This window comes from Pedobacter zeaxanthinifaciens, assembly GCF_003313335.1.
Lineage (GTDB): Bacteria > Bacteroidota > Bacteroidia > Sphingobacteriales > Sphingobacteriaceae > Pedobacter > Pedobacter zeaxanthinifaciens.
In genome coordinates this window covers 70,050-95,645 of sequence record NZ_QMHP01000011.1, presented here as the reverse complement: position 1 = coordinate 95,645, position 25,596 = coordinate 70,050, and the positions used below count along the sequence as shown (strand labels likewise).

The 25,596-nt window shown below is 37.8% G+C and carries 25 protein-coding genes; 9 read left to right on the top strand and 16 right to left on the bottom strand.

Features of this window, described 5'->3' with window-relative positions; genetic code table 11:
• Nucleotides 1–106: 106 nt before the first annotated feature.
• A complete protein-coding gene (locus DUT68_RS15760) occupies nt 107–709 on the top strand; it encodes a GIN domain-containing protein (RefSeq protein WP_113639180.1) in 603 nt (200 codons plus the stop codon).
• Nucleotides 710–808: 99 nt separating this feature from the next.
• Nucleotides 809–1,573 (top strand): DeoR/GlpR family DNA-binding transcription regulator, encoded by a 765-nt coding sequence (locus tag DUT68_RS15755; RefSeq protein ID WP_113639179.1) that lies wholly within the window; start codon nt 809–811, stop codon nt 1,571–1,573.
• Nucleotides 1,574–1,646: 73 nt separating this feature from the next.
• On the opposite strand, the gene DUT68_RS15750 is transcribed toward DUT68_RS15755, so the two are convergent.
• The 3 genes from DUT68_RS15750 to DUT68_RS15740 all read right to left on the bottom strand — a co-directional run bounded on the left by DUT68_RS15750 (nt 1,647) and on the right by DUT68_RS15740 (nt 5,278).
• Nucleotides 1,647–2,579, bottom strand: coding sequence for a glycerophosphodiester phosphodiesterase family protein (locus DUT68_RS15750; RefSeq protein ID WP_113639178.1), 933 nt, complete (start codon nt 2,577–2,579; stop codon nt 1,647–1,649).
• Between the two features lie 48 nt (nt 2,580–2,627).
• The gene (locus tag DUT68_RS15745) at nt 2,628–3,758 is read right to left on the bottom strand and encodes a metallophosphoesterase (protein WP_113639177.1); all 1,131 of its coding nucleotides are present in this window, start codon (nt 3,756–3,758) and stop codon (nt 2,628–2,630) included.
• Nucleotides 3,759–3,907: 149 nt separating this feature from the next.
• Complete coding sequence (locus DUT68_RS15740) at nt 3,908–5,278, bottom strand: dipeptidase (RefSeq protein WP_113639176.1); 1,371 nt, start codon at nt 5,276–5,278, stop codon at nt 3,908–3,910.
• A gap of 150 nt (nt 5,279–5,428) precedes the next feature.
• Between DUT68_RS15740 and DUT68_RS15735 the strand changes: the two genes are divergently transcribed.
• Together DUT68_RS15735 and DUT68_RS15730 are read left to right on the top strand one after the other, a co-directional pair.
• A complete protein-coding gene (locus tag DUT68_RS15735) occupies nt 5,429–6,445 on the top strand; it encodes a GDSL-type esterase/lipase family protein (RefSeq protein ID WP_113639175.1) in 1,017 nt (338 codons plus the stop codon).
• Between the two features lie 54 nt (nt 6,446–6,499).
• Entirely contained in the window at nt 6,500–7,456 is a 957-nt protein-coding gene (locus DUT68_RS15730; RefSeq protein ID WP_113639174.1) for a zinc dependent phospholipase C family protein, read from the top strand.
• Nucleotides 7,457–7,521: 65 nt separating this feature from the next.
• On the opposite strand, the gene DUT68_RS15725 is transcribed toward DUT68_RS15730, so the two are convergent.
• From DUT68_RS15725 to DUT68_RS15675, 11 genes are all read right to left on the bottom strand, one after another.
• Nucleotides 7,522–8,178: a VTT domain-containing protein gene (locus DUT68_RS15725; protein WP_370738894.1), complete on the bottom strand. Its 657-nt coding sequence runs from the start codon at nt 8,176–8,178 to the stop codon at nt 7,522–7,524.
• 190 nt (nt 8,179–8,368) lie between these two features.
• Entirely contained in the window at nt 8,369–9,493 is a 1,125-nt protein-coding gene (gene dnaN, locus DUT68_RS15720; protein ID WP_113639173.1) for a DNA polymerase III subunit beta, read from the bottom strand.
• Between the two features lie 34 nt (nt 9,494–9,527).
• On the bottom strand, nt 9,528–11,219 hold the full coding sequence (gene gldG / locus DUT68_RS15715) for a gliding motility-associated ABC transporter substrate-binding protein GldG (RefSeq protein WP_113639172.1): 1,692 nt from the start codon (nt 11,217–11,219) through the stop codon (nt 9,528–9,530).
• The gene (gene gldF / locus DUT68_RS15710) at nt 11,213–11,941 is read right to left on the bottom strand and encodes a gliding motility-associated ABC transporter permease subunit GldF (protein WP_113639171.1); all 729 of its coding nucleotides are present in this window, start codon (nt 11,939–11,941) and stop codon (nt 11,213–11,215) included. The genes gldG and gldF overlap by 7 nt, the downstream gene beginning before the upstream one ends.
• Nucleotides 11,942–12,043: 102 nt before the next feature.
• Complete coding sequence (locus DUT68_RS15705; RefSeq protein WP_113639170.1) at nt 12,044–12,607, bottom strand: porin family protein; 564 nt, start codon at nt 12,605–12,607, stop codon at nt 12,044–12,046.
• A 291-nt stretch (nt 12,608–12,898) separates the two neighbouring features.
• On the bottom strand, nt 12,899–13,549 hold the full coding sequence (locus DUT68_RS15700; protein ID WP_113639169.1) for a porin family protein: 651 nt from the start codon (nt 13,547–13,549) through the stop codon (nt 12,899–12,901).
• Nucleotides 13,550–13,671: 122 nt separating this feature from the next.
• A complete protein-coding gene (locus DUT68_RS15695; protein ID WP_113639218.1) occupies nt 13,672–14,208 on the bottom strand; it encodes a hypothetical protein in 537 nt (178 codons plus the stop codon).
• Nucleotides 14,209–14,394: 186 nt separating this feature from the next.
• A complete protein-coding gene (locus DUT68_RS15690; protein WP_113639168.1) occupies nt 14,395–14,928 on the bottom strand; it encodes a hypothetical protein in 534 nt (177 codons plus the stop codon).
• Nucleotides 14,928–15,635 (bottom strand): ATP-binding cassette domain-containing protein, encoded by a 708-nt coding sequence (locus tag DUT68_RS15685; protein ID WP_113639167.1) that lies wholly within the window; start codon nt 15,633–15,635, stop codon nt 14,928–14,930. The genes DUT68_RS15690 and DUT68_RS15685 overlap by 1 nt, the downstream gene beginning before the upstream one ends.
• A gap of 1 nt (nt 15,636) precedes the next feature.
• Nucleotides 15,637–16,557 (bottom strand): glycerophosphodiester phosphodiesterase family protein, encoded by a 921-nt coding sequence (locus DUT68_RS15680; protein WP_237088356.1) that lies wholly within the window; start codon nt 16,555–16,557, stop codon nt 15,637–15,639.
• A gap of 213 nt (nt 16,558–16,770) precedes the next feature.
• Nucleotides 16,771–17,820, bottom strand: coding sequence for a patatin-like phospholipase family protein (locus DUT68_RS15675; RefSeq protein WP_113639166.1), 1,050 nt, complete (start codon nt 17,818–17,820; stop codon nt 16,771–16,773).
• 281 nt (nt 17,821–18,101) lie between these two features.
• Here DUT68_RS15675 and DUT68_RS15665 point away from each other — a divergent pair, with 281 nt between their 5' ends.
• Nucleotides 18,102–19,589: a glycine--tRNA ligase gene (locus DUT68_RS15665; RefSeq protein WP_113639164.1), complete on the top strand. Its 1,488-nt coding sequence runs from the start codon at nt 18,102–18,104 to the stop codon at nt 19,587–19,589.
• An 82-nt stretch (nt 19,590–19,671) separates the two neighbouring features.
• Nucleotides 19,672–20,301: a hypothetical protein gene (locus DUT68_RS15660; RefSeq protein ID WP_113639163.1), complete on the top strand. Its 630-nt coding sequence runs from the start codon at nt 19,672–19,674 to the stop codon at nt 20,299–20,301.
• A gap of 10 nt (nt 20,302–20,311) precedes the next feature.
• On the opposite strand, the gene DUT68_RS15655 is transcribed toward DUT68_RS15660, so the two are convergent.
• Both DUT68_RS15655 and DUT68_RS15650 read right to left on the bottom strand, forming a co-directional pair.
• Nucleotides 20,312–20,656, bottom strand: a complete 345-nt coding sequence (locus tag DUT68_RS15655; RefSeq protein WP_113639162.1) for an arsenate reductase family protein — start codon at nt 20,654–20,656, stop codon at nt 20,312–20,314.
• Nucleotides 20,656–21,858, bottom strand: coding sequence for a C40 family peptidase (locus DUT68_RS15650; protein ID WP_113639161.1), 1,203 nt, complete (start codon nt 21,856–21,858; stop codon nt 20,656–20,658). Before DUT68_RS15650 ends, DUT68_RS15655 begins: the two co-directional genes overlap by 1 nt.
• 134 nt (nt 21,859–21,992) lie before the next feature.
• Between DUT68_RS15650 and DUT68_RS15645 the strand changes: the two genes are divergently transcribed.
• The 3 genes from DUT68_RS15645 to DUT68_RS15635 are packed head-to-tail and all read left to right on the top strand — an operon-like array spanning nt 21,993 to nt 25,514.
• A complete protein-coding gene (locus tag DUT68_RS15645) occupies nt 21,993–23,075 on the top strand; it encodes a calcium:cation antiporter (RefSeq protein WP_113639160.1) in 1,083 nt (360 codons plus the stop codon).
• Between the two features lie 31 nt (nt 23,076–23,106).
• Nucleotides 23,107–25,038 carry an LTA synthase family protein gene (locus DUT68_RS15640; RefSeq protein WP_113639159.1) on the top strand — a complete coding sequence of 644 codons (1,932 nt, stop codon included), beginning with the start codon at nt 23,107–23,109 and terminating at the stop codon, nt 25,036–25,038.
• Complete coding sequence (locus DUT68_RS15635) at nt 25,035–25,514, top strand: GtrA family protein (RefSeq protein WP_113639158.1); 480 nt, start codon at nt 25,035–25,037, stop codon at nt 25,512–25,514. Before DUT68_RS15640 ends, DUT68_RS15635 begins: the two co-directional genes overlap by 4 nt.
• The last annotated feature ends 82 nt before the right edge of the window (nt 25,515–25,596 follow it).

The window sequence follows — 25,596 nt, the reverse complement described above, 5'->3', positions numbered from 1 at the left end:
TTATTTCGGAGTTTGTCGAAAAAAAACGACTGTTTGTCGATTATGATGTTTTTGCTTGCAACGTTTTGGCAGTGTTTGCGTCTTATCTACAAAACACAAATCAATTATGAAACAAAGAGCCACTTCGCTATTCGCTATCGGGATTTTAGCTTTAGCCATCAGTACATCAGTTAATGCAAAAGATGCAACAAACCCTATCGCTTCTTCATACAAATACAAGAAAATTGAAGAGCAGCAGGCACCAAAAAAATTAATCGTAACAGGTAATGTAGAAGTTACCTTGGTACAGGACTACGAAAGCAGAAAACTTTATGCTAACGAAGGTACCTCAAAAACAAAAGTTTACAGCACCGATGATGCTATTTATGTATCTGGCAAAAAAAGCGGAGAAACCACAAAAGTTACTGTATATGTAGCAAATATTTACAGAATTGATGTTTCTGGAAATGCAGTGGTTAACACTAAAAACACCTTGAATGCACAACATTTACAAATCATATTACAAGACGACGCAAAAGCTGACATTACTTCTAAAACTGAAAGCTTGTACACTAAATTAAGCAACGAAACAGCGTTAAAATTAAACGGCGCCACACAGTTACATGCCATTTCAACCAACGAGTTAGCTACGTTGAACACCAAAAATTTCAGAGCTGCAAAAACTGAAGTTGAAAAAAGAAATTCGGCTGAATATGCCAAGGTAAAATAGACATTTCACACACAAATGTAAGCGCTATATCAGGTTAGGTATAGCGCTTTTTTTATGCAACAATAAATCTATATATTAGCAAACAAACTTATTATTGGCATGAAAAATATTACTGATAGGCATGAGTACATCCTCAAAAAACTAAAGGAAGATGGCAAAGTAAGCATCATCGAATTGATTGATTTGATGAAGGTTTCTGGCGTTACAATCAGAAAAGATTTGAAAATGCTGGAAGACAAAAATCTTCTTTTCAGAACTAGAGGTGGCGGCTCTATCAAAAATCCTTATGCCAGCGATAGAAGTATTTATGAAAAAGAGCTAATTAATGCTGATGAAAAGCAACGTATCGCCAAAGCAGCCCTTAAACTTATTAAAAACACCGATTCCATTACAATAGGCTCCGGTTCTACCGTTTTTGAAATTGCCAGGTTTTTAAATACATCAGAACACATTACGGTAATTACGCCTGCACTAAAAGTTGGTTTGGAATTAAGTAACAGAAACAATATTGAGGTGCTGCAGCTAGGCGGTATGATTAGAGCTAACTCTTCTTCGGTGGCGGGAAGCTTTGCAGAGAAAATTTTGGAAGAAATTTCTTGCGGCATATTGTTCTTAGGGGTAGATGGAATTGACCTAGATTTCGGTTTTTCAATTACTAACCTTAGCGAAGCTGCGTTGGATCAAAAAATGATAGAAACTGCTCAAACAGTAGTTATATTGGCGGATAGTACAAAATTTGACAAGCGTGGACTAGGAAAAGTTTGTGGATTTGAGCAGGTTGCCTATGTGATAACAGATGATAAAGCACCTGAAATATTTGTGCAGCAACTGGAAGAAAAAGGGGTAAAAGTGATCATCGCTTAGTGCTTTCTCATACGAATAAACAAAGCTTGCTACGGCGGCTGTTGACAAGCAAACGCTTAAAGTGCAAACTAAGTTATAATTTAGCTTTCCCCAAATATTGGTGCTGAGGTGTATTTGTTGGCACCAAGTCCTTAATTGCATTGGCCACTTCCACAGGCAAGTCAGACTCTAAAATATCAGCGCCTCCCTTAAAAATCTCTACGTAGGCTTTCGCTCTTTCCCAAGCGGTTGGCAATTTATCATACATTGGGGCCGATGAGATCATCACCATTACACCCTTAGCTTGTAAAAGCTGCATCAATTCTTTATTTTCTGGCGTAAACTCAGGGCCGATATAAGCAATGATGTTTTCCCAATTGATGCCAGCGCTAACGTATTCATCATAAGCTTTTTTGGTTTTGATATGAACGGAAAGCATCCAGTTTGGATTTTGTTCTAAGTAAAACTTTGCCTGTTTTGCGTTATGTACGGTAAGCATCACCGCTTCATTTTTGCATTCTTTTAAAATGCGGGCCGTCATTTCTAAAGGCACATCTTTTTTATCTAAATTCATTACTGTACGGCCCTTGCTCCACAAAATAGCTTCTTTTAATGTTGGTATTTTTGCATTCGTAATGTTTCCTTCAGGATCTTTCAAACGTAACTTTTGTAGTTCTGCATAGGTGTAGTCAGAAAGCTTTCCAGTACCATTAGTTGTCCTATCTAAAGTAGCATCATGCATTAAAACTGCAACGCTATCCTTGGTTAATCTTGGGTCTATCTCAAAAAAGGAAGGCATATACCTCAGCGTATTTGCAAAAGTTTCCATCGAATTTTCAGGAAAACCTTTAGTCATGCCCCCGCGGTGACCGCTAATAATAGGAAAATTCACACGATGATGCTTAAAAAAAGCTTTCAATTCTCCTACATTTTTAAACTTAAGCACATTAATTTCGGTATGCTGAGCTAAACTAGTAAGAGGTAGCAAAAGTGCAATCCCTAAAATTTTGATAAAAGAACAACTCATAATATATTTTGATCATATTGGATAAAGACACGATTTCGGTCGTAGATACTATTTGTATAAGGGTACGCTAAAATTACTGTCGTCGTCATTCTCTTCTATAATTTCGTTAGGTTTTGGAATAAAAGTTCTAACACTTAGGATTTGCTTGTCTTGATTAAATTTCATTAACCTTAGGATTCCATTACCGCCGTTTCTATCCTTATCCGTATAATTCGGGTTTCTTCTTCCCTGATAATCAGTAAGCAAAACCTTAATTTTTCTTCCTTCAAAGCTAAGTTCTTTCAAAGCCTCGCCGCTTACGTGCCCACAAAGCATCATAAATACATTAGGCGAATGTTTAAATTTTTCGTAAATACGTTTGCCTTGTTTAGTAAATGCGCCCGGCTTAGGTTTAGCCCCATCTCCGGCAACAAAATCACTAGTACTTGAGGTATCAGGCTTCAACATGCTATGGCTCACTACAATGGCCTTTCTATCTGCATTTTTTGCCAAAACTTCGGCTCCCCAATTATACACCTTCTCCTCTAATGCTACATCGTAAAATTCTTTCCTAGCCGGATCATTAAAAACCAAATACAACACAATAAACTTTTCACCATTAGCTTCAAAGATGTCAAAATGGCTATCGTTCGCATCATCATTATTGTAAGAACCACCGTAGTAAGGCCTGCCTTCAAAATGCTTTCGACCAAAATATTTGGTATAACCTTCCTTTGTTCCGTTCGGGCTTCCGTTGGGATTTACGTCATGGTTACCAACTGCTACGCCGTAAGGAATACCGTATGGCAAACCTGGCCGAGCTTTTTCTAAGCGATACATCGCATCCTTGGCCCTATCCCATTCCACTGGCTTGCTATCTCCATGATCAGTGATATCACCCACATGAACTACATAAGCAATTTTTTCCTTTGCAGCATTGGCATTAATCCAATCGATTTGATTGTAGAACATTGACATTTTACCGTTATGTCTTTCGGCGGTATAGTATTGCGTATCTCCTAAAACTGCAATCTGAAAATATCGATCTTCAGCGCTTACAACCGAAGTACTTGCTGCATTTGAGAATGCACCAATAAAACGCTTGGTGTTTAAGCCAATTAAAATGGAAAAGGCTAGCACTGGTACAATGAAAACTTTCTTTGTTCTCAGGCTGCCAGATAAAAACAAACTACTTATCATTTGAAACTTTATTTAAGAAATGGAAATTTAAATAAATGATTTTTGAAATAAAAATTAATTTTAATTAGGATAAAATGCTACAATACATCAGTCCAAAAAAAAAGCCTTTCTGTGGGTTGAAGAAAGGCTTTTTTTGATGTTGAAACGGATTACTTACTTAACTCCGCAAAGTATTTGTGGAACAAAGGCAATGTTTCAATCCCTTTATAATAATTGTAAATATCATATTTTTCATTTGGCGAATGCAGTGCATCACTATCCAAGCCAAAACCAAACAGTACCGTTTTAATTCCTAAAACATCTTCAAACAGCGCTACAATTGGAATACTTCCTCCGCCTCTTGTTGGAATAGGCTTTTTGCCGAAGCTTTCCTGAATTGCTTTTTCAGCTGCAAGGTAAGCAGTTCCATCTGTTGGAGTTACTACCGGCTCACCTCCGTGATGAGGCGTAACTGTAACTTTTACCCCTTTCGGCGCAATACTTTCAAAGTGTTTCGTAAATAAATCACTAATCTCGCTCCAGCGCTGATCTGGCACTAAACGCATTGATATTTTCGCATTTGCTTTGCTTGGCAATACTGTTTTAGCTCCTTCGCCAATATAGCCGCTCCAAATGCCATTAACTTCTAAAGTTGGACGTGTACCGGTACGCTCCAAAGTCGAATAACCTTTTTCTCCCCATTCCTCAGCGATATCTAAATCTTTCTTATACTCTTCTAAATCGAAAGGCGCACTATTTAACGCATCACGTTGAGCTTGTGTTAATTCTGCTACTTTATCGTAGAAACCTGGTATTGTGATATGGTTGTTTTCATCATGTAAAGACGCAATCATTTTACATAAAATAGTTGCCGGATTCGCAACAGCACCGCCATAAACGCCAGAGTGTAAGTCTCGGTTTGGTCCAACTACTTCTACCTCCATGTAGGCTAGGCCACGTAAGCCAGTCTCAATAGAAGGATTTTCCATGCTGATCATGGAGGTATCTGAAATCAAAACAACATCAGCCGCTAAGCGTTCTTTATTTTCTTTAACAAAGGTAGAAAGGTTTGACGAACCTACTTCTTCTTCGCCCTCAATCATGAATTTAACGTTGCAAGCCAGTGAGTTGGTTTGCATCATCAATTCGAAAGCTTTAACATGCATGTAAAACTGACCTTTATCATCGCAAGCACCACGGGCATAAATTTTACCATCACGTACTGTTGGCTCAAATGGCGGAGTTTTCCAAAGCTCTAATGGATCTGGTGGTTGAACATCATAATGGCCATATATTAAAACTGTCGGTAAGCTTGCATCTATTATTTTCTCGCCATAAACGATTGGATAGCCAGCAGTAGCACAAACTTCAACTTTATTGGCACCTGCGTCTTTTAATTTTTGTGCAACGAAATCAGCAGTTTGCAACACATCGTTTTTATACTTGGGATCTGCACTTACAGATGGAAAACGCAACAACTGGAATAGTTCCTCTAAAAAGCGTTCCTTGTTTTCCTCAACATATTTCTTTATTTCTTGCATAAGGTTATATTTTGCAACAAATATAGGTATTTTGAGATGAGTGAATTTCTTAATATTACTATAATTTATTTTCTACATTTTCGTTACATTAGCAATAAGATTTTAATATATATTTGTCTTATAATTAATTACAATACCCTTTCTGCTTAAATGAACAAACTGTTTAGCCTGTTAATCTTCCTGCAAGTTAGTCTTTGCGCCGGGGTGGGCTATGCGCAAACAATTCGTACCAGCTGTCCTGAATTTGCCAAATATTACGCTAAGGACAGTATCAATATTATCACTTTTGGAGCAAGTACCGTAGAAGGTGTAAACGGGCAAAATTTCCAAACGCCACTAACTAAAATGTTTCTTAATTGCTATAAAAAAGAGGTAATAAACATTGAAAACCGTGGCATTAGCGGACAAACTACAGGCGAATGTTTAAAACGTATACAAGGAGCAGTTGAAAACAAAACTGGGTTCATTGTAATTTTGGCCGGTGCTAATGATGCCATTAGAATTGAAACTGGCAAACTTACGCTGAAGGAAACTGAAGCCAACATGCGACAAATCATTATCACGGCGCTTAACCAACAGCTAACGCCAATTATTTGTACCATTCAGTTTTTTGACGACAGAACCCGCGACGACCTCAAGCAAATCAATCGTCATGTAATTAAAATCAATGCGCTTTATAAAAAATTAGCAAAAGAGTACGATATTGACTTGGCGGATTTAAACGCAGTAATTAAACGAGACTTTAGCTTGTATCAAGACTTTGTCCATCCTAATGAAAAAGGCAACAAGTTAATTGCAACTACATTATATGCGGTAATTAATAGAATTATTTCAGAAAAATTTGTTACCCTACCAACTCAAAATATTGGTTACGGAGATTTAAAATCAGAATTTCCAACTTATTCGGCATCCCAATCGTACCCAAATCCAACTAAAAACGGGTTTGCTTCAATTGATATTGTAGCTCCACAACCTGATGAATTTGTGCTAGATATTTTTGATTTGCAGGGAAAAATGGTATCTACTATTACTACTGCGCAGCTGAAAGTTGGAAAACACATTTTAAAAGTAGACTTAAGCAAACAGCCAGCCGGTGTTTATATCTACAAAATCAAAGCTAAATCGGGCTTGTTTACCGATACTAAAAAGCTAATAAGGGCATACTGATAAAAATCAATTCCCAATTTTTATGTAAATTCGTGGAGTAACACTCATTACGACATGAAAAAATTAGCTGTATATCCCCTACTTGTTGGCTTGGTATTGTTATGCGCTTCCTGGGGTTTCTTTGCTCATCAAAGAATCAATCAACTTGCAATTTTCACATTGCCTGAAGGCATGATCGGCTTTTATAAAAACAATCATAAGTACATTACGGAACACGCAATTGATCCAGATAAGAGGAGATACGCTGATACCGCCGAAGCACCTAGGCACTATCTCGATGTCGAAAATTACGAGCAACATATCGATAGTATACCTCACAAATGGAATGATGCTGTAAACAAATACGGTGCTAAAAAAATTGCTAACGATGGGATGGTGCCTTGGCAAATACAACGTACCTACAATAATTTGGTAAGGGCATTTAAAGAGCGTGATTCTGCAAAAATATTAAGATACTCTGCAGATTTAGGACACTATGTTGCGGACGCCCATGTACCGTTACACACCACTGCAAACCACAACGGACAACTTACCAATCAAACTGGCATTCATGGTTTTTGGGAAAGCAGGATACCAGAGCTTTTTGCAAAAGACTATAACCTATTGGTTGGAAAAGCAACTTATATAGAAGATCCTTTAAAAGAAGCCTGGAAAATTGTGAAGAAATCTCATACGATGGTAGATACCGTACTGACTTTTGAAGCTAAGCTGAACGCATCCTTCCCTGCAGATCGTAAGTATGACTTTTCGATGAAAGGCAAAAATGTAATGAAGCAGTACTCGGTAGCTTACACTAAGGCATATTCTGATATGATGAACGGAATGGTAGAACGACAAATGCGTTCATCTATCATCAAAGTAGGTTCTTATTGGTTTTCCGCTTGGGTAGATGCAGGCCAACCAGATTTAAAGAATATGATTAAAATTGAAGCTACTATTGAAGACAAGCAACAAGCGGAAAAAGTGAACAAAAGATATCAAGAAGGGCAGCTTATTGGCCGAGAGCTTTAGTAAATAAACTAAGCCCAAGCCTGTAGGCTAACCAGCTATTAATCTTTCTTAATTTCTTCTTCAATTTATTGCTCGATAGGTTTCTTTTTAAATAAGGATTTAAGCGCAGCCATAATCACTGGTGCAAAAGTTCCCACGGCAATAATTACAATAATTACTTCAAAATTCTTCTCTACAAAGGGAATTTTACCCAATAAAAACCCTGCAAAAGACAAGCTGAAAATCCATGCCGCACCGCCAATAATATTATAGGCAGTAAACTTACCGAACGACATGTTAGCAGCACCAGCTACAAATGGTGCAACCGTTCTAAAAATAGGCAGAAACCTACTAAAAACAATAGCCTTTGAGCCGTGCTTTTCAAAATACTCATGTGATTGATGGTAGTATTTAAGCTTCAGAATCTTATTTTCTTCCTTAAACACCTTGATACCGAAAAACTTTCCTAACCGGTAATTGAGCGTGTTACCAAGAATTGCAGCGGCCGTTAAAAGCAAACACATTAGCCAAATACTTAGTCCGGTATTTCCTCCGGCAATTAAAGCTCCCACTGCAAACAACATCGAATCGCCAGGCAAAAAAGGAGTTACTACAAAGCCAGTTTCAGCAAAAATGATAATAAACAAAATGAGATAAGTCCAAGTTTTGTAGTTCTGTATAATCGTAACTAAGGTATCTTTGGTATCGGTAAGTAATCTTACAAATAAATCTAGTATTTCCAATGTATTTAAATTTGGCGCTAAAATAAGCAAACAAACAAATACTTACGCCTTATTTAAATAAATTGTTGTTTAGTTTTTGTAAAGTTTAAATAGCAAGATTTTAATAATGCGCACATCAAAAATTATTAAAAAGCAAAAGCCCAAGCGTTTAAACTTGGGCTTTAACTCTATATATTGGTGTGCCTAAAACTTAGTAACTATTGTTTAGCATTACAGGCATCACTAACATTAATACATCTTCATTTTCATCATTAGTTTGCGGAATCAACAAACCTGCTCTATTAGGTGTAGAAAGCTCTAAAGTCACCTCTTCACCGCTTAGGTTATTCAACATTTCGATTAAGAAACGAGCATTAAAGCCTATTTCTAAATCCTCTCCGTCGTACTGGCAGCTTAAACGCTCATGTGCTTCGTTAGCAAAATCTAAATCCTCCGAAGAAATATTCAATTCGCTACCGTTGATTTTTAAACGTACCTGATGCGTAGTTTTATTAGCAAAAATTACCACCCTACGCAGGGTATTTAAAAACAACGCTCTGTCAATAATTAGCTTATTTGGATTATTTGCTGGAATTACCGCTTCATAATCAGGGTAACGCTCGTCAATTAACCTACAGATCAAATTGATATTTTCAAATTTAAAGAAAGCGCTTGTAGCATTATAATCCAAAGACACGTTCACATCACTACTAGGTAAAGCAGCTTTTAAAAGTGTCAATGCCTTTTTTGGAAGAATAAATGAAGACGCCTTTTCAGCTTTTGCATCATTTCTTCTGTAACGTACCAACTTATGTGCATCAGTAGCTACAAACGTAATATTTTGTGGCGATAGCTGGCAAAATACGCCGGTCATAGCTGGGCGCAGCTCATCGTTACTAACTGCAAAAATGGTTTTTGTAATTGCTTCGCTAAGTACTGAAGCTGGAATATTTACCGACGAAGCGTTGTCAACTACTGGGATTTTAGGAAAGTCATCTCCATTTTCGCCGCTTAATTTGTATTTTCCATCACCTGCACTAATCTCGATAGAGAAATTGTTATCATCTACATGAAACGTAATTGGTTGGTCTGGCAATGTTTTTAAGGTATCCAATAAAATCCTTGATGGCACAGCCACCTTGCCCTCTTCCTTAGATTCTACAGCTAAAGAAGTAGTCATACTGGTTTGTAGATCGGTAGCTGATATGGTTAAATTTCCTTCTTTAATTTCAAAAAGAAAATTCTCTAAAATAGGCAATACCGTACTGCTGCTTGAAGCACCATTAACTGTTTGTAAATGTTTTAATAACGTTGATGTTGATACTATAAATCTCATAGTTTGTTATATATGATATCAAAAGTATGAAAATTTACTTTGCATACTTAGTTTTACGATAATAATGTTGAAAAATTGCTAAACATATCAACAATAAAATGGGCACAACAGTGTTAATAAGCTGCCATTTTGTTTTCTCCGTACGCAATAAGGTTTTATCAAGTGGCCTAACTGTCACTTCTTTATTTCGCAAAGCGATAAGGTTATCCGTACTAGTGAAGTAGTCTGCAATGTTGAGTAACAGCGCTTTATTTCCAAAGTTTTGTTGCGTGTACCTGTCAAAGCCTAATGGGAAAGGCGATCCATCGCCAGACACCTGATTTTTAAAAATATCTCCATCACCCAAAACAACCATTTTTGCTGGCTTACTTTGCGAGGGAACCTCATACTTTTCCTTAATTCCTTCCGGAACAGGTCTGTTTAAAAAAACCGATTTGAAACTTCCTTCGAGCAAAACCCCAACACTTTTTGGTGTGCTGGTGAATTCCTTTTGTGTAGGCTCTTGCTCCACCATTTGTAAGTTGAACATTTTAGGGGAAGTGTATATCTTGTTATACGGCGACGTACTCAAAATGATGTGCTTCGCTACATTTTTACTTCCAATAGTGTCAACCGTACTAGCAAATTCAGCTTTAATATTATCTAAATTTTTAACTACCGCATTTGAAGTATCTGGCAATAAAATTGGATAATAAAGCCAAGGCGCAAGTTGTATGTTGCCACCGGGGCCATCGGCAGTTGCTACTGGAATTTCTGCGCAGTTCACATCAGCAATGATATCGTAGTTAACGCGGGCGCCGTACTCGAAAAGCAAATCATCCAAGTTCAGGTAATTATTTGCCGCTAAAAAAGAACGCCCACTTCGCAAACTGTCCAGCTCCATCCGTACCTGATCCAAAGACCAAACCACATGGCCTCCCTTCATCACAAAGTAATTGATCTTGTATTTTTGTGCTTCGGTAAAAGGTTTCAAAGGTTTTGCAATTACCAACATTTTTAAGCTATCCAGCCCTTGTTTGGTGATGGAATCTAAGTTTACTCTTCCTACTACATAACTATCCGATAGTGAATTGATCGCATCGTAAAGGTATCTTGTATCGGGCTCGCCATTTCCCTCTGTAAAACCAATCCGGGGATTATAACCAGATATCACTTTCTTAAGCGAAGAGGTAAAAACGTATTCTAAGTTTTTGATAGAATTGTTGATGCTTTCATCGTAGCTCACCGCCTCTCCACCTAAATTTTGAAGCAACTTCACCGGCATACGTTTCCCATTGCTCTCTATCATCGCCATTGGAAACACCAGTTTTTCGGCAAACCCCGCGTCGGTTTTGATATTGATATTAGTTGGTCTGATGCCAACCTCTAGCAAGTTTTGAATGGCTTGATTTTGTTCATCGGCGGATAATCCTTCAATTGGATTAACGAAGACCACCTTAAAATTGGCACCAGAATAGGATTTATAATCGTTAAGGATATCCTTTGTAGCGTTTTTTAAGCGCTTGAAAGCCCCTGGCATATCTCCATCCAAAAACACGGTTACCACAACCTCATGATCATTATTGGTTAGGAGTTCTTTTGTTTTTTGGGTAAGCGTGAAACGTTTTTCCTTTGTAAAATCCCATCTCAAATAGGCATACTGTGCTGCAATATTTACCACCACGATAGCCAGTGCCAGAACAAGTAGCCCTAACCATTTATTCACTTTTTTTTGTTGGCCTACCATTTCCTACCTCCTAAAGTTAACTTAGTAAAGCCTAAAAACAAAGTAACAAAACTTAGGAAATACACCACATCTCTGCTATCTAAAACTCCCCTACTAATTGATTGATAATGTTCGGCAATGCCTAAATTCGACAACATATTTTCTACAGCCGCAAAACCAGCTATTTTACTTACAGCATTGAACCCTGCGTAGGCAAAAAAACATAAGAAAACCGATACTGCAAAAGCGATTACTTGGTTTTTCGTGATGGACGATGCAAAAATTCCGATAGCAGCAAAAGCACTGCCCAGTAAAAACAAACCAATATAGGAACCAATTACAGCTCCGGTATCGATATTTCCTTTGGGCATCCCCAATTGCGAAATGCTGTAATAATAAACCAAAGTGGGAAGCAATGCAAACACCACCAATACCACACAAGCTAAGTACTTTGCAGCTATGATTTGCATAACAGTTAATGGCCTAGTAGCCAGCAATACGTAAGTACCCTCTCGCCTTTCTTCTGCGAATGAGCGCATACAAATTGCAGAGATGAGGAACATAAAAAGGTATGGCACTAACGAAAAGAAGCCATCCATTTCTGCGTAACCATATTCTAAAATGGAGGTATCTGGAAAAAACCAAAACATTAAACCACAGGCCAACAAAAAAATGCCAATGGTAATGTAAGCCATTAAGGAATTTAGAAAACTAAATAATTCTCGTTTAAATACTGCTAACATGCCGTAGTATAGGATTGCCGAAGTTATGCAATATATATAAAACTAAAAAGGCCTCTCCCAAATAATGGGGAAGCCTTTTCCGGTAGGTTGTTTAGTGATGAATTATTTTTTACCACCGCCTAAGAAAAATCCAATTTTAAAGGCTAAATAGTTATAGTTGGCACCTAAATTTTTACCAGCAAAGTTATACTCAATACCTGTGCGGAAGTGACCTGTTTCAAAACCTACTCCCGGAGCAAAACCAAATTTTGTTTTAGCACCAATTTCTAAATCTTCGTCACCGATTTCAATTCCAGCCAGGCTGTATAAACCAACACCAGCTCCAACAAACGGCCTAAAACCAGTTTCTTTAAGAAAATAATCACCAGTTAATAGATAAGATCCAGTTGCTTTTACATCTCCTACTAAAGACTCGCCATCAATTTCAATTGAACTTGCAGTTAACGCCGATTCCATTCTTAAACCTAAAGTAAGTGAATTGTTAACCGCATACTTTGGTTCGATTGCTAAAACTACACCGCCTTTGCTGCCAGAACCAGCTGGTACAGCATAACCAAATGCTAAATCCACTTTGAAAGGTTTGTAATTTGTTGATTGTGCTTTAAGGTTAGAAACCGAGAACGCCATAGCCGATAAGAGCGCACATGATAACATTAATTTTTTCATTGTTTTTCAATTTTAAATGTATTTGTTTTTACTAATTATGGCGCAATTAACAGAAGAGAAATGAAACCGTAGCAAAGCCCAAAGCAACAATATTACAAATCACTGAATAACAACAAATTAAACGTAAACATACAGGGAGTAAGCCTTTAAAAATCAGTATTTTGAGTAAATTTTGTCGTCGGTTTCGGCGAAATTATTCCATAAAAAAAGGCAGCTTCCGCAATGGAAACTGCCCTATAATTTTGCCGGTAATTATTTCAACCAGCGTTGTAATTTTCGACTAAATTTTTCTTAAAATCTGAAGCCCAAACCTACCGAAAATACTTTGTTTTTTGCTTTACCATCTAGTCCAGAATTATTGTCATTTGCCAAATTCCCTAAACTGAAACTGTATCCAGCATTAATGCTAAGTCCATTACTTAATTGGTAACCTGTTAAGAAATTTGCACCAAAGTCAAATCTTTTGATGTCATCTTCACCCGAACCAAAAGTTAGGTCTTCTTTTACTCCGCCAGATTTAGTGTTTCCGCTAAGTGCGTAACCAGCATACGGGCCAGCACCTACGAAAAATTTACCACTACCTGCATTGAAATTCGCCAATAAGTTCACTGGAAGTTCAAGGTATGATAAATTTAAAGTTGCTTCTTCAGACTCTAAAGAAAAGCCTCCATCATCAAAACTACTAGCAGATGACTTAGTACCTTTATTGATGAAAGTTAAACCAGGTTGAAGAGACAATAATTCAGATACTTTGATATCTGCGTTTGCGCCAACGTAGAACGAGGTTTTAGTATCCATGCTTAATGATATCCCCATCACGGAGAAATCCATGTTAGCAAAAGCAACACCTGCTTTAACGCCAAAAGATACTGGTTTGTCTTGAGCTTTAGCAGCTAAACCTAAACCTGCTGAGAGCGCCAATAATAGAACGATTTTTTTCATGTTAATTTAAATATAATTTGATTGTTAATTAATTAGTTTCAAAACTAATACTTTAGTAGGTATAAAAAAGCCCTAATTAAAAATAATTAGGACTTTGTAAGATTTTTTTTTTACACGAGCTATTACAAACCAAAGTTTAATGCCGCTCTCAATCCAATAAATGAAGATGTTCCATTTTTAGACCAACCTTCGTAGCGAGCGCCAAAGTCAATGGCTAACTTATTATCAACTGGAAATTCGAAACCTAAACTAGGTGCATATAAAAATGCTGTACCACCGTTAGTTTCTGTTGAAATTGCCGCACCTAACTGACCTTGAGCATAGAAATTTTCTGCCAAAAAGTATCTTATACCTGCTTTAAGCGGCACAAATCCAATGCTAGGCGCTTTAAAAGTTCCAATACCAGTGTTAATTTCTTTACCGGTAAAGCTCAAATAACCTGCCTCACCCACGAAATTCAATTTGCTTGCAATTGGTGCCTGTAAATTTAATGAACCGCCCACTCCGAAATTGTAAGTATCGCCAAAACTTCCCATAGGAAATGCGAAATCTGCTCCAACTCCAAGTTTTGATCCGTTCATTGCAGGATCTTTAGTTTGTGCATTAGCGGCCAAACCTAAGCCAGCCACCAACGCTAATGATAATAATAGTTTTTTCATTGCTTTGATTTTTTGTTTGGGCATTTAAACACGCTTTGAATTATTGAGCGAAATTTAAATACTTTCAATTTGTGTATTAATTATTGTTTGGCACGCAAACACAACAATGCTGCCAATGTTTTAACAAACTGAAATAAATTTTACAAACAAATGAAAATAAGGCAATTAAAATTCAAATAATTGGATTTACAAACCGAAGATGTAACCTAACTTTAATCCAATAAAGTTAAAACTTGTAGCTTTTAAGCTAGAGTTTGTGCCGTAACTTGTATTTGCCCACGACTCGTAGCGCAAACCAAAATCTAATTTTCCAGAACCCCCAGTTTTAATTAAAGTGCCAAATCCCGGCGACCAAACGAAGGAAGTTCCAGACGTATTTCCAACGCTAAATGCTGCTCCCGCCTGGCCTTCAATATAAAAATCAGGACTGGCATAATGTTTCAACCCCAATTTCACTGGAACAGCATTGATATTTGCTATTTTGGACCCTAAGATGTTTTTGGTGATAAATAAGTTATACGCACCACTAGCAGTGATGGCGTACCTTTCTGAAACACCAAATTCTGTTTTCAACGAGGCGCCAAAGCCAATTCCGCTAAGCGATGCCGCATTACCGGTAGGCAAATTAACTTCGGGCGCCAAACTAATTTTTACTTGTTGAGCATTGGTACTTAAACCAACAGAAATCAATATTAAAAATACTGCTAAAATCCTGTTCATTATCTAGTTAATTTTTTAAATATATCTTCCAAAGACAAATTATGGTGTGCTTTCTTCAATTCTTCAACAGATGAATTGGCTACTAAGCTACCTTTATTGATAATGATGATATCATCACATAAAGCCTCCACTTCCTGCATGATATGGGTGGAGATAATTACTGTTTTGTTTTTACCTAAATTTTTAATCAATGCCCTAATATCAGAAAGCTGATTGGGATCTAAACCTGAAGTTGGTTCATCCAAAACTAGTACTTCGGGCTGGTGAATAATAGCTTGAGCCAAACCTACACGTTGTTTGTAACCTTTTGAAAGCATTCCAATTTTTTTATGCTGCTCTTGAGTTAGTCCAACCTGTTTAATTACATCTTCAACTTTTTGCGCTACATTCCCTAAAGCGTAGGTTTCGGCAACAAAGGCCAAAAATTCGCGTACGTACATGTCTGCATACAAAGGGGTGTTCTCAGGGAGATATCCGATCAATCGTTTAACCTGAATTGGTTCTTCTTGTACATTTTTACCATTTACTTCCACTTTTCCAGAAGTTGGGCTTAAATAACCAGTTAGCATTTTCATGGTGGTAGATTTACCTGCGCCATTTGGCCCCAAAAAACCCAAAATACGGCCAGCATTTGCTTTAAAGCTAATTTGATTTACCGCTTTCTGGTCACCGTAGTGTTTTGATAAATGTTGTACTTCGATGCTCAATTTATTTCAATTTTAGGTTTTTAAAGTTCATTTGCTTCTCTTTACGATATTGATCCAATTGCTGTCCCGCTAGCGCAACATCATCTGTTGATAAAATATCAGCACCGTTAGCCACCAACTGGCGATAAACCATTTTATTAGGGTTTGCTTTAGCGCTACGATCTAAGTTACCCATAGTGCCCAAGATAGCACTGATCCCCTTACTTCGCAAAAGTTCATAAAGCGATTTATCCGGCTCTGCAACACCAACAAAGGCCACAATTTTATCGTTAGGAACACCCATTTTATTAAGTCGATCCAGATCTTCTTTACTTTTTACCGTTGCCGAGATCATCAAATCAGGGCCGAGTTGATGCACTTCCGCAGCTTGATTAGCATTGTATGTAATGATGATGGAGTTTGTTTCCGATTTAGTTTTACGGACGGCCGAAATAATTTTTTGATAAGGCACACCTCTTTTTAAATCGATAGTAAATAACACTTTGTTTTTGCCCCAAGTAAGCACCTGTTCCAAGGTAGGGATTTTGAAATTAGTTACTTTGCCGTCGTCATCCTTAAGGTTGAGCTTTTGTAATTCGCTGTACATGTAAGATGAAACTAATCCAGTACCTGTCGAAGTTCGGTCCAACTTATCATCATGCATAATTACTAAAGCCGAATCCTTACTTAATGCTACATCAAATTCTATAATTACCGGTTGGTAGGTAGTTGCATTTTCAAACGTCTCGATGGCATTTTCAGGGAAACCTGGCATTGGACCACCTCTATGGGCACTTAGCAAAGGATACCTTGCGGTTTTGTGATTTAAAAAATCTTGAAACTCACTTGCCGTTTTAAAGCTGATATAGTAATGTTTTTTTGGAACATTAAAAGCGAGGCTTAAAAAGGCAATTGCCAATATTACGAGGTGTATTCTTTTCACTTTTACAATTTTAGTTTACAAAGGTAGCTTTTTGGGCTATATCAAATTATGATTTGATTTTCATTTTTTAAGGATGATGAAATTATTTGTAACGGCTATAAGCGAATTTTTAAAGTGATGCTAGATAGCTGTAAAAATTGTTTTGAGCTAACAGCTAAACACTTTTGGAAGTAGATGTGACGGATATTTATCTATTGCTATGCCATTTAAAAATCACCTTTTGAGAAAATTCCAAACAGACTCGTTTTCTTTATTTTTTTTATCTCTGAGGAGGTCCTTAACAATTTCGTCAAGCAGTTCTTCGTTTTCGCTAACCAGCTTATCCGCTAGGGACACAATTTTTTGGATATTGGTTTTAGTTGCTGCATCCATAGAAGGATCTATTGAAGACAGGTTACTTGGCTCAATACGGATATAATTGCTCTTTTCATTTACCGAACGAAACAACTGCTTCAAAAAATAATCCGTGCTTTCGGCCGAGCTACTGCTCATGATATCCACCAGTGCTGGCCCTATGGAAATAGCTCTTTTCTTTTTAAAATCTTCGTATTTGTAAGATATTTTAGAAAGACCTGTTCCCAATGAAAGAATCCAAATATCATCGATTTTGTAAGACTTATAGCTTTTAATGACCTCCAATAATGCAGATAAAGATGGATTGTGCGCAAATACGCCACCATCTACCAAAGGATAGCGTGTTTTAGCAAGAGAAAAAATTTCGGCGACGGAGAAATAAGTGGGTGCAGCAGAAGTAGCCCTGCAAACATCTTTTAGGTAGAAATCCCGAGAATCGCCGTGTGAAATGGCCTTTTGCTGCCTGAAAAGATGGTTCTTGCGAAGCTCAATATCATAGGCAGTAATGATGCATGGCCGCAAAAGTTCGCTCAATTTTTTATCTCCCAAGTAGCTTTTAAGTACTTTTTCGAGAATTGTAGCGTCATACAACTCGCTTAATAGGCCAAATTTATTAAGAAATCTACGCCAAGGTCTGGCAGAAAAAATCTCTACGCCGTGTTGCAAATAAATATCTAAAGCTTGTTTGGTAGTATATTTCTGTTTTGATGGATTTTGATCATCGGGACACAGCAAAATTGACAACAGAATGCCGCCGGTACTTGTTCCAGCGAAGAAATCGAAATAATCGGTAAGGCGGGCACTGGGATTTTTGGTGGCCCGTTGTATTTTCTCTTCTAAAGCAACAAGAATCATCCCTGGAATTATTCCACGAATGCCACCGCCATCTATTGAAAGGATTCTCTTCATTTATTACGAATTGCAAGTTACTGATTGTAGCGAAAAATAAAAGTGTTTTTGTTGAGCTACGCAGTTTTAGGCACTAAGCGGCACGTAGCTAGTAGCAAAAGCTTTTGTAAAATAAACCTGAACGACGTGGAAAACCCGCATCCCAATGCAAAATTGGGAGAGGATTTGGAACAAAGTGCAGGACTTTCGGCACCGATTAAGCACTTACCTTGCTTTTCAAAAACATTTTAAAGCGCTTATCTTATAACTTTTAACTTTTAACTTTTAACTTTGGCGCCACTATGGCTCAGAAAAATAACGACGAAATTTTTAAAAATGTAATATCGCATGCGAAGGAGTATGGTTTTGTGTTTCAAAGCAGCGAAATATATGATGGTTTAAGTGCTGTTTATGATTACGGACAATTGGGCGCCGAGTTGAAAAACAACATCAAAACCTATTGGTGGAAAGCAATGGTGCAGATGCACGAAAACATTGTGGGTATTGATGCCGCCATTTTTATGCATCCTAAAGTTTGGAAAGCCAGCGGGCACGTAGACGGTTTTAATGATCCGATGATTGACAACAAGGACAGTAAAAAACGCTACCGTGCCGACCAATTATTAGAAGATAAAATTGCTAAATACGAAAAGGAAGGAAAAACGGAGAAAGCAACAAAATTGCAAAACGACATGGACGATGCGCTGAAAGCTGAAGACTTGTCGCGTTTAAAAACCTTGATTGAAGAGCATGAAATTGCCTGCCCGGTTAGCGGCACCAGAAATTGGACCGATGTACGCCAGTTTAACCTGATGTTTGACACGCAGTTTGGCGCTATGGCCGATGGAAGCGAGAAAGTTTACCTTCGTCCGGAAACTGCTCAGGGTATTTTTGTGAACTTTTTAAATGTGCAAAAAACAGGAAGAATGAAAATTCCTTTTGGTATTGCGCAAATAGGAAAAGCTTTTAGAAATGAGGTAATTGCCCGTCAGTTTATTATGCGTATGCGTGAGTTTGAACAGATGGAAATGCAATTTTTTGTGCGCCCTGGCGAAGACAAGAAGTGGTTTGAATATTGGAAAGAGGCTCGTTTGAAATGGCACAAAGCTATTGGAACGTCTCCTGAAAAATACCGCTACCATGATCATGTGAAGTTGGCTCACTATGCGAACGCGGCTACTGATATCGAGTTTGAGTTCCCTTTTGGATTTAAGGAAGTTGAAGGTATACACAGTAGAACTGATTTTGATTTAACCCAACATCAGGAGTATAGCGGTAAAAAAATGCAATACTTTGACGCCGAGTTGGATGAAAACGGCAAGCCTTATGGTAATTACGTACCTTACGTAATTGAAACCTCTATTGGTTTGGATAGGATGTTTTTGCTTACGATGATTAATGCGTTGGAAGAGGAAGATTTAAGCACTCCGGAAAAACAAGATAGCAGAACTTTACTGCGCTTACACCCTGCCCTTGCGCCAATTAAAGCAGCTATTTTTCCGTTAACTAAAAAAGATGGTTTGCCTGAGAAAGCTCGTGAAATTATGGATCAGCTGAAGTTTGATTTCAACTGTATTTATGAGGAAAAAGATGCCATTGGAAAGCGCTACCGCCGCCAGGATGCTGTAGGAACACCTTTCTGCATTACGGTAGACCACCAAACGCTGGAAGATGATACGGTAACCATCCGCCACCGCGACACAATGGAGCAACAACGTATTGCGATTAAAGATTTGCACTGGACTATCGAAAGCAAAGTAAGCTGGAGAAATTTATTGAGTCAATCATAATATAAAATCCCGATTTAACGTCGGGATTTTTTTATGGAAATTCTTTTTGCCGAACATCTTTAGATTTTTATACTACAACTTTATGAATAGGCTCTTACTAGTGATTTTAATTTTATTATCCATTTATCAGACGTACGCACAAATCCCTGTCTTCAATTCAAACGTAAATGATGATTTTAAAGCTAAATCGTTATTGTTTAAAAAGCTTAAACACAAATACGATTTCTTAATTGCTTACCACGTAGAAGGCATTACTAGAATGAAAAATGCTAAAATCCAAATTATTGCCGTAAAAAATAAGAAGTGGCGTAAACTTACTTTTATTTATGAAGGTAAATCTTGCTTAAAAAGAAGATTGACCAGCAAAAAAATCGATAAAAGCATTGGCAATGAATTGATTGCAAATCTAGGCAAAGAAAATTTTTGGACACTCGAGAATGATTCAATCAACTATAGAGAAATAAAGTCGAAACCTCCAGTTACACGCAAACCAATAAACGATACTGTATTTGTTATTGGATATAAGCCTGAGCGTACTTTGGTAGCAATAGACGGCGGAAGTTATTATTTACAAATGATGCAAGGAGATAATCTAAGGGTTTACAAATCTAATAACCCAGACTTCTACTTTAAATATTATCCGCAATTTTTGCACATTGGAAATTTCATCAGATCTCGGGATGCATTTATTGACGCCTTTGGAACTTTCTAATAAGCTAGCGCTAAAAAAGTTCATCCAATGCTTCCTCAGATCTACCAATTATCGCGACATCTCCTTTAACTAAAATCGGTCGTTGTATTAAGATTGGATTTTCATGCATTGCCTTAATCCACTCTTCATCAGATAAATTCAGGTTCCCAAACTTTTCTTTATAAATTTTTTCGGTAGTGCGCACAAGCTGAAAAGGACGAATCCCAAGTTTTTGGACAATGGCTTTCAATTCTTCAACGCCAGGTACATTTTCCAAATAGTTGATGATTTCAAAATCTTCGCCGCTTTTTGTTAACTCTGCAAGTGCAATCCTGCTTTTACTACAGCTGTTATTGTGATAAATTTTGATGCTCATTATTGCTTGCTCAAATACCAATTATGATTTTCTACTTTCGTGATTTCTGGTTTACCTACTTCCGTTAACATCCTTCTGGCTCCTACTAAAGTTTTACTCTGATATTCATCGTAATTGGCTGCTGTTGGCAAAATACTGCTGATTTTTACCATCCCGGCGGATTGGATGAACTGACCATCGCCCATGTATATTGCGGTATGACTTACCCTGCCGCCATTAATGCCTCTGCGCTTTGCCGCCGAAAAAAACATTAAATCTCCAGGCTTAAGATTTTTAAGACATTTTTCTACACTAATGGAATCGTTTTCTAAAACGTCTAATGCTTGTCCAACTAACGCCTGCTGCGACGCATCACGAGGGATGATCACTCCATTTAAAAAGTAAGCAGTTTTGGTAAAGCCACTGCAATCTACGCCCTTTATGGAAGTGCCACCCCATAAATAAGGCACACCAACCAATGTTTGCGCAGTTTTCAAAATGGCATCGGCAGTGGGCAATGGTCGTTTTACCCAAGTAGTATAGTCAGTAAGTTGTTCTGTTGGAACGTAAGCTTCCCTTCCATCAGGAAAACCGACCTTGGTGAATGCACCATTGGCAGAAATAAACTTCAGGATATTTCCTGCAACCAAATCGGAAACTCTAGCTGCCGAATTAGAAGCTGCTGTAAAGGCATGCCCATAATCGGCAATGAAAACAATCTTTTTTGCAGCTTGCCAAGCCTTAAATTTAGCACCATCCATCAATGCAATAGCGCCACCATCAGTCCAGGCCAAATAGCCATCGGGCGATTTCACTAGATAAAAGCCACCTTGCTTTTTAAGGATTTGGATAGGCGTACCCAACAAAGTTTGTGTCATTAACTCGGCACCATGAAAAGGCTGGCTCCTATTGTTCGCTACGGAAATTGTTGTTACGCCGTACACTTGTCCGTTTAAGTGTTGCGCTGGCAATAACGAAGCTATTAGCTTAGCTTTTTCAGCTGCTGGAAAAGAATTTTCGAAAGAAGTGATGGCTTGTTGCGATGTACTCTCTACAAAAACCGAATCGGCCTTGAACCTCACATTAAAATAAACAGACCGCTTATCTGGTGCATATTTCTTTTGAATGGCATTTGCAATAGTTCGATAAGCTGCAGTATCAACCTGCGCTTTTGCGATTTGAACCAACAAAAGCATCGCCAAAAAAGAAAAACATTTTCTCATATCAATTGTTTTGAGGCTAAAGTTACAACATATTAACTTCTTTACTTCGCTTTTAGTAAGTAATTAAACCATTACAGAAGACGTGTTAAACCTCTTCTTGCTAATCAATCCAGTTGATCACCTAATCAAATCGTATGTTAAATAAATTACCTCTCCCATTGTGGACCATCGCACTTCCTTTACTAGCTTGGATAGCTTATTTCGCACCCATCGGTAACCTGGGCGGCTTAGGCATAGGTTTACTAGTGGTAATGTTAAGTGGAAGTGTGCTCGCTGCAGTACATCATGCTGAAGTGGTAGCACACCGGGTTGGTGAGCCGTTTGGCACACTTATTTTAGCACTGGCCGTAACTACTATTGAAGTATCGTTGATTGTATCATTAATGCTTACTGGCGGCCCCGGAACAGAGGAATTAGCTAGAGATACTGTTTTTGCTGCCGTGATGATTATTTTAACAGGAATGATTGGTATTTGCCTATTATTCGGCGGACTTAAATTTAACCAACAAGGTTTTAGTTTTGATGGTGTGAAGGCGCCATTGGTAGCGCTCACCGCAATTCTGATGCTCACACTCATTTTGCCTAACTTTACCGTAAGCGTAGAGGGACCATCTTACAGCAGTTCCCAACTTATTTTTGTGTCCGTTATTTCATTAATTATATACTGCACCTTTATTTTGGTACAAACGGTAAGGCACCGAGATTTCTTCTTACCCCCGGTAAACCCAGCTAACGAAGAAGTTCATGCAGCGCCTCCAACCAACGCAGTTGCATTAAGTAGTCTAGCTTTACTTTTGGTTTGTCTTGGTATTGTGGTATTATTGGCAAAAACACTTGCGCCCGATATCGAAAATGCTGTAGTTAACGCTGGAGCGCCAAAATCGCTAGTTGGTGTGATTATAGCGACTGTAGTTTTACTGCCAGAAGGCATTGCGGCCTTAAATGCGGCAAGAAAAAACCGTCTGCAAACCAGTTTAAACCTGGCATTGGGTTCGGCGCTTGCCACCATTGGTCTAACCATACCAGCAGTAGCGGTGGTATCATTATTTGCAGGCTTAAATATCACGTTAGGAATTGATACCAAATCAATGGTACTTTTACTGTTAGCACAATTTACCCTTATGCTTTCCTTAGGCTCCGGTAAAACCAATATATTGCAAGGTGTAGTTTTATTAACTATTTTCGCATCCTACTTGTTCACCACTGTTGTACCTTAGGGTAAAAGATAGGTGGGCGGTAAGTACTCGAATGAACCAAAAAAAACGTCAACAATCTGTATATCTTATACTTATTTACCAATTTGTATTGCTGCTTGCCCTATATGCTTTGTGCAGACTAGGTTTTTTCATGATTAACAAGTCGTTATTTAAACATTTAACCAGCGGCGAAATTGCATATACATTTTTAGGAGGCATCAAATTTGATATTGTTGCCTTACTGTACATTAACTCGTTATATATCGTTTTACAGAGCGTACCATTTCCATTTAAATACCATCATAATTATCAAAAATTTGCGAAATGGTTGTTTATAGTGACTAACTGCGTAGGTTTTTTAGCCAACTTCATTGATTTTGCCTACTACAAATTCACGCTGAAGCGCACTACTGGCAGTGTTTTTTCACAGTTCAGTCATGAGCAAAACAAGATGAAGTTAACCGCCGATTTTCTGCTAGAATATTGGCACCTGTTATTGGTTTTTGTGTTATTTGTACTTGCTTTCGCTAAGCTAAGTCAACTATTTAAGGCAGTTAACAAGCCAAAGTTTACTTGGAAAACTTACGTACTTCAAACCGCAGCACTTTTATTGATTGCGTTTCTTTTCATTGGTGGCGTTAGAGGCGGATGGAGACACAGCACCAGGCCAATTACGCTGAGTAATGCTGGAGATTATGTGAAAGCCCCTGGCGATATGAGCTTGGTACTTAATACGCCATTTAGCATTATGAAAACGTTAGGCTCTTCGAAGCTAAAACCAGTTAATTATTTTGACGAAGCAAGCCTTAATAGAATTTACAATCCAATACACTTACCCAGCGACACCAATAGCTTTAAAAAACTAAATGTTGTATTTCTTATCATTGAGAGTTTAGGAAAAGAACACGTTGGAGCACTTAATAAAGATCAATTGAATGGCAAGTACAAAGGTTTCACTCCGTTTATCGATAGTTTGGTTGAACAGAGTTTTACGTCTACGCATACCTACGCAAATGGCCGCAAATCAATTGATGCGCTGCCTTCAGTAATTTCAAGTATACCATCTATTAAAGAACCCTTTGTACTTTCGCAGTATTCCAGCAACAATACTACGAGTATCGCTAAATTACTAGGTGATGAAGGTTATTATACTGCTTTTTTCCACGGTGCACCAAATGGCTCTATGGGATTTTCGGCATATACCAACTTGGCAGGGATTAAACATTACTACGGTAAAACTGAATACAATAACGATGCTGATTTTGACGGAATTTGGGGCATTTGGGACGATCCTTTTATGCAGTACGTGGCAAAAACAATCAATACTTTCCCACAGCCGTTTTTCTCTGCATTCTTCTCTGTATCGTCTCACCACCCGTTTAAGGTGCCACAACAATACCAAGGCAAGTTCCCTAAAGGAAATTTACCCATACAGGAACCTTTGGGCTATACAGATATGGCTATCCGTAATTTTTTTAACGCTGCGAAGAAAATGCCTTGGTACAATAATACGTTGTTTGTACTGTGTGCTGATCATGCTACCGTTTCCTATTTGCCAGATTATCAAACTACAGCGGGCTATTTTTCCATTCCAATTTTGTTCTATTTCCCGGGTGGAGAACTGAAAGGCAAAACCGATAAAATCATACAGCAAATTGACATCATGCCGTCGGTACTTAGCTTTTTACACTATCCAAAACCTTACTTTGCATTTGGTTTCAATGCATTCGACAATAAAACTGATAGTTTTGCTGTTAATAATAATGATGGAACTTTTAATCTTTACCATGGAGATTACCTGTTGACCAATGATGGGCAAAAAAGCACATCCTTATTTAACTTAAAACAAGATAGGCGCAACACGAAAAACTTAATAAATGAGCAACCACAAATTAAGGCTCAATTAGAAGAAAAGCTCAAGGCATTTGTGCAACAGTACAACAACCGAATGATTAACAACCAATTAACTTATAGAAAGAATTGAGAAAATTAGCACTGAAATTTATTGATTTCTTTTATCCGCCGTTTAAAAATTGGTTTGCTATCAACACATTCAGGTATCTGGCTAGTGGCGGTATTACTGCAGCATCGGGCATTGTAGCTTATTTTGTGATTTACAATTATATCCTGCACCAAAATGATGTTCATATAGGCCAGTATTTGATTACTGCACCCATCGCAGCATTAATTTTAGAGTCTATCATTACCTTTTTTATCGGCTTCATGCTGAATAAATATTTAGTATTTACACAATCTGATTTAAAAGGCAGGATACAGTTATTCCGATACGGAACTGTTGTATGCACCAACATCTTACTTAATTATGCATTGATGAAGATTTTGGTAGAAGGATTTAGGTTTTACCCTTCGGTTGCAAAGGCGCTAATTACTATCGTTTTAGCTGTATTTAGTTATTTCTCACAGAAGTACTTTTCTTTTCGGGTTAAAAAGAACGTGTAACTTTTTTTTTTTAACACATAGGCACATAGAATTATCAGAGATTACACAGCCTGTATCCTTATGTGATTAAAAAAGCACTTCC

Coding starts and splice junctions, on each gene's coding strand:
- dnaN (WP_113639173.1), bottom strand. CDS start 9,493: ATGAGATTTATAGTATCAACATCAACGTTATTAAAACATTTACAAACA.
- DUT68_RS15695 (WP_113639218.1), bottom strand. CDS start 14,208: ATGAAAAAACTATTATTATCATTAGCGTTGGTGGCTGGCTTAGGTTTG.
- DUT68_RS15660 (WP_113639163.1), top strand. CDS start 19,672: ATGAATAGGCTCTTACTAGTGATTTTAATTTTATTATCCATTTATCAG.
- DUT68_RS15700 (WP_113639169.1), bottom strand. CDS start 13,549: ATGAAAAAAATCGTTCTATTATTGGCGCTCTCAGCAGGTTTAGGTTTA.
- gldG (WP_113639172.1), bottom strand. CDS start 11,219: ATGGTAGGCCAACAAAAAAAAGTGAATAAATGGTTAGGGCTACTTGTT.
- DUT68_RS15645 (WP_113639160.1), top strand. CDS start 21,993: ATGTTAAATAAATTACCTCTCCCATTGTGGACCATCGCACTTCCTTTA.
- DUT68_RS15755 (WP_113639179.1), top strand. CDS start 809: ATGAAAAATATTACTGATAGGCATGAGTACATCCTCAAAAAACTAAAG.
- DUT68_RS15650 (WP_113639161.1), bottom strand. CDS start 21,858: ATGAGAAAATGTTTTTCTTTTTTGGCGATGCTTTTGTTGGTTCAAATC.
- DUT68_RS15745 (WP_113639177.1), bottom strand. CDS start 3,758: ATGATAAGTAGTTTGTTTTTATCTGGCAGCCTGAGAACAAAGAAAGTT.
- DUT68_RS15730 (WP_113639174.1), top strand. CDS start 6,500: ATGAAAAAATTAGCTGTATATCCCCTACTTGTTGGCTTGGTATTGTTA.
- DUT68_RS15675 (WP_113639166.1), bottom strand. CDS start 17,820: ATGAAGAGAATCCTTTCAATAGATGGCGGTGGCATTCGTGGAATAATT.
- DUT68_RS15640 (WP_113639159.1), top strand. CDS start 23,107: ATGAACCAAAAAAAACGTCAACAATCTGTATATCTTATACTTATTTAC.
- DUT68_RS15655 (WP_113639162.1), bottom strand. CDS start 20,656: ATGAGCATCAAAATTTATCACAATAACAGCTGTAGTAAAAGCAGGATT.
- DUT68_RS15740 (WP_113639176.1), bottom strand. CDS start 5,278: ATGCAAGAAATAAAGAAATATGTTGAGGAAAACAAGGAACGCTTTTTA.
- gldF (WP_113639171.1), bottom strand. CDS start 11,941: ATGTTAGCAGTATTTAAACGAGAATTATTTAGTTTTCTAAATTCCTTA.
- DUT68_RS15760 (WP_113639180.1), top strand. CDS start 107: ATGAAACAAAGAGCCACTTCGCTATTCGCTATCGGGATTTTAGCTTTA.
- DUT68_RS15690 (WP_113639168.1), bottom strand. CDS start 14,928: ATGAACAGGATTTTAGCAGTATTTTTAATATTGATTTCTGTTGGTTTA.
- DUT68_RS15705 (WP_113639170.1), bottom strand. CDS start 12,607: ATGAAAAAATTAATGTTATCATGTGCGCTCTTATCGGCTATGGCGTTC.
- DUT68_RS15735 (WP_113639175.1), top strand. CDS start 5,429: ATGAACAAACTGTTTAGCCTGTTAATCTTCCTGCAAGTTAGTCTTTGC.
- DUT68_RS15750 (WP_113639178.1), bottom strand. CDS start 2,579: ATGAGTTGTTCTTTTATCAAAATTTTAGGGATTGCACTTTTGCTACCT.
- DUT68_RS15665 (WP_113639164.1), top strand. CDS start 18,102: ATGGCTCAGAAAAATAACGACGAAATTTTTAAAAATGTAATATCGCAT.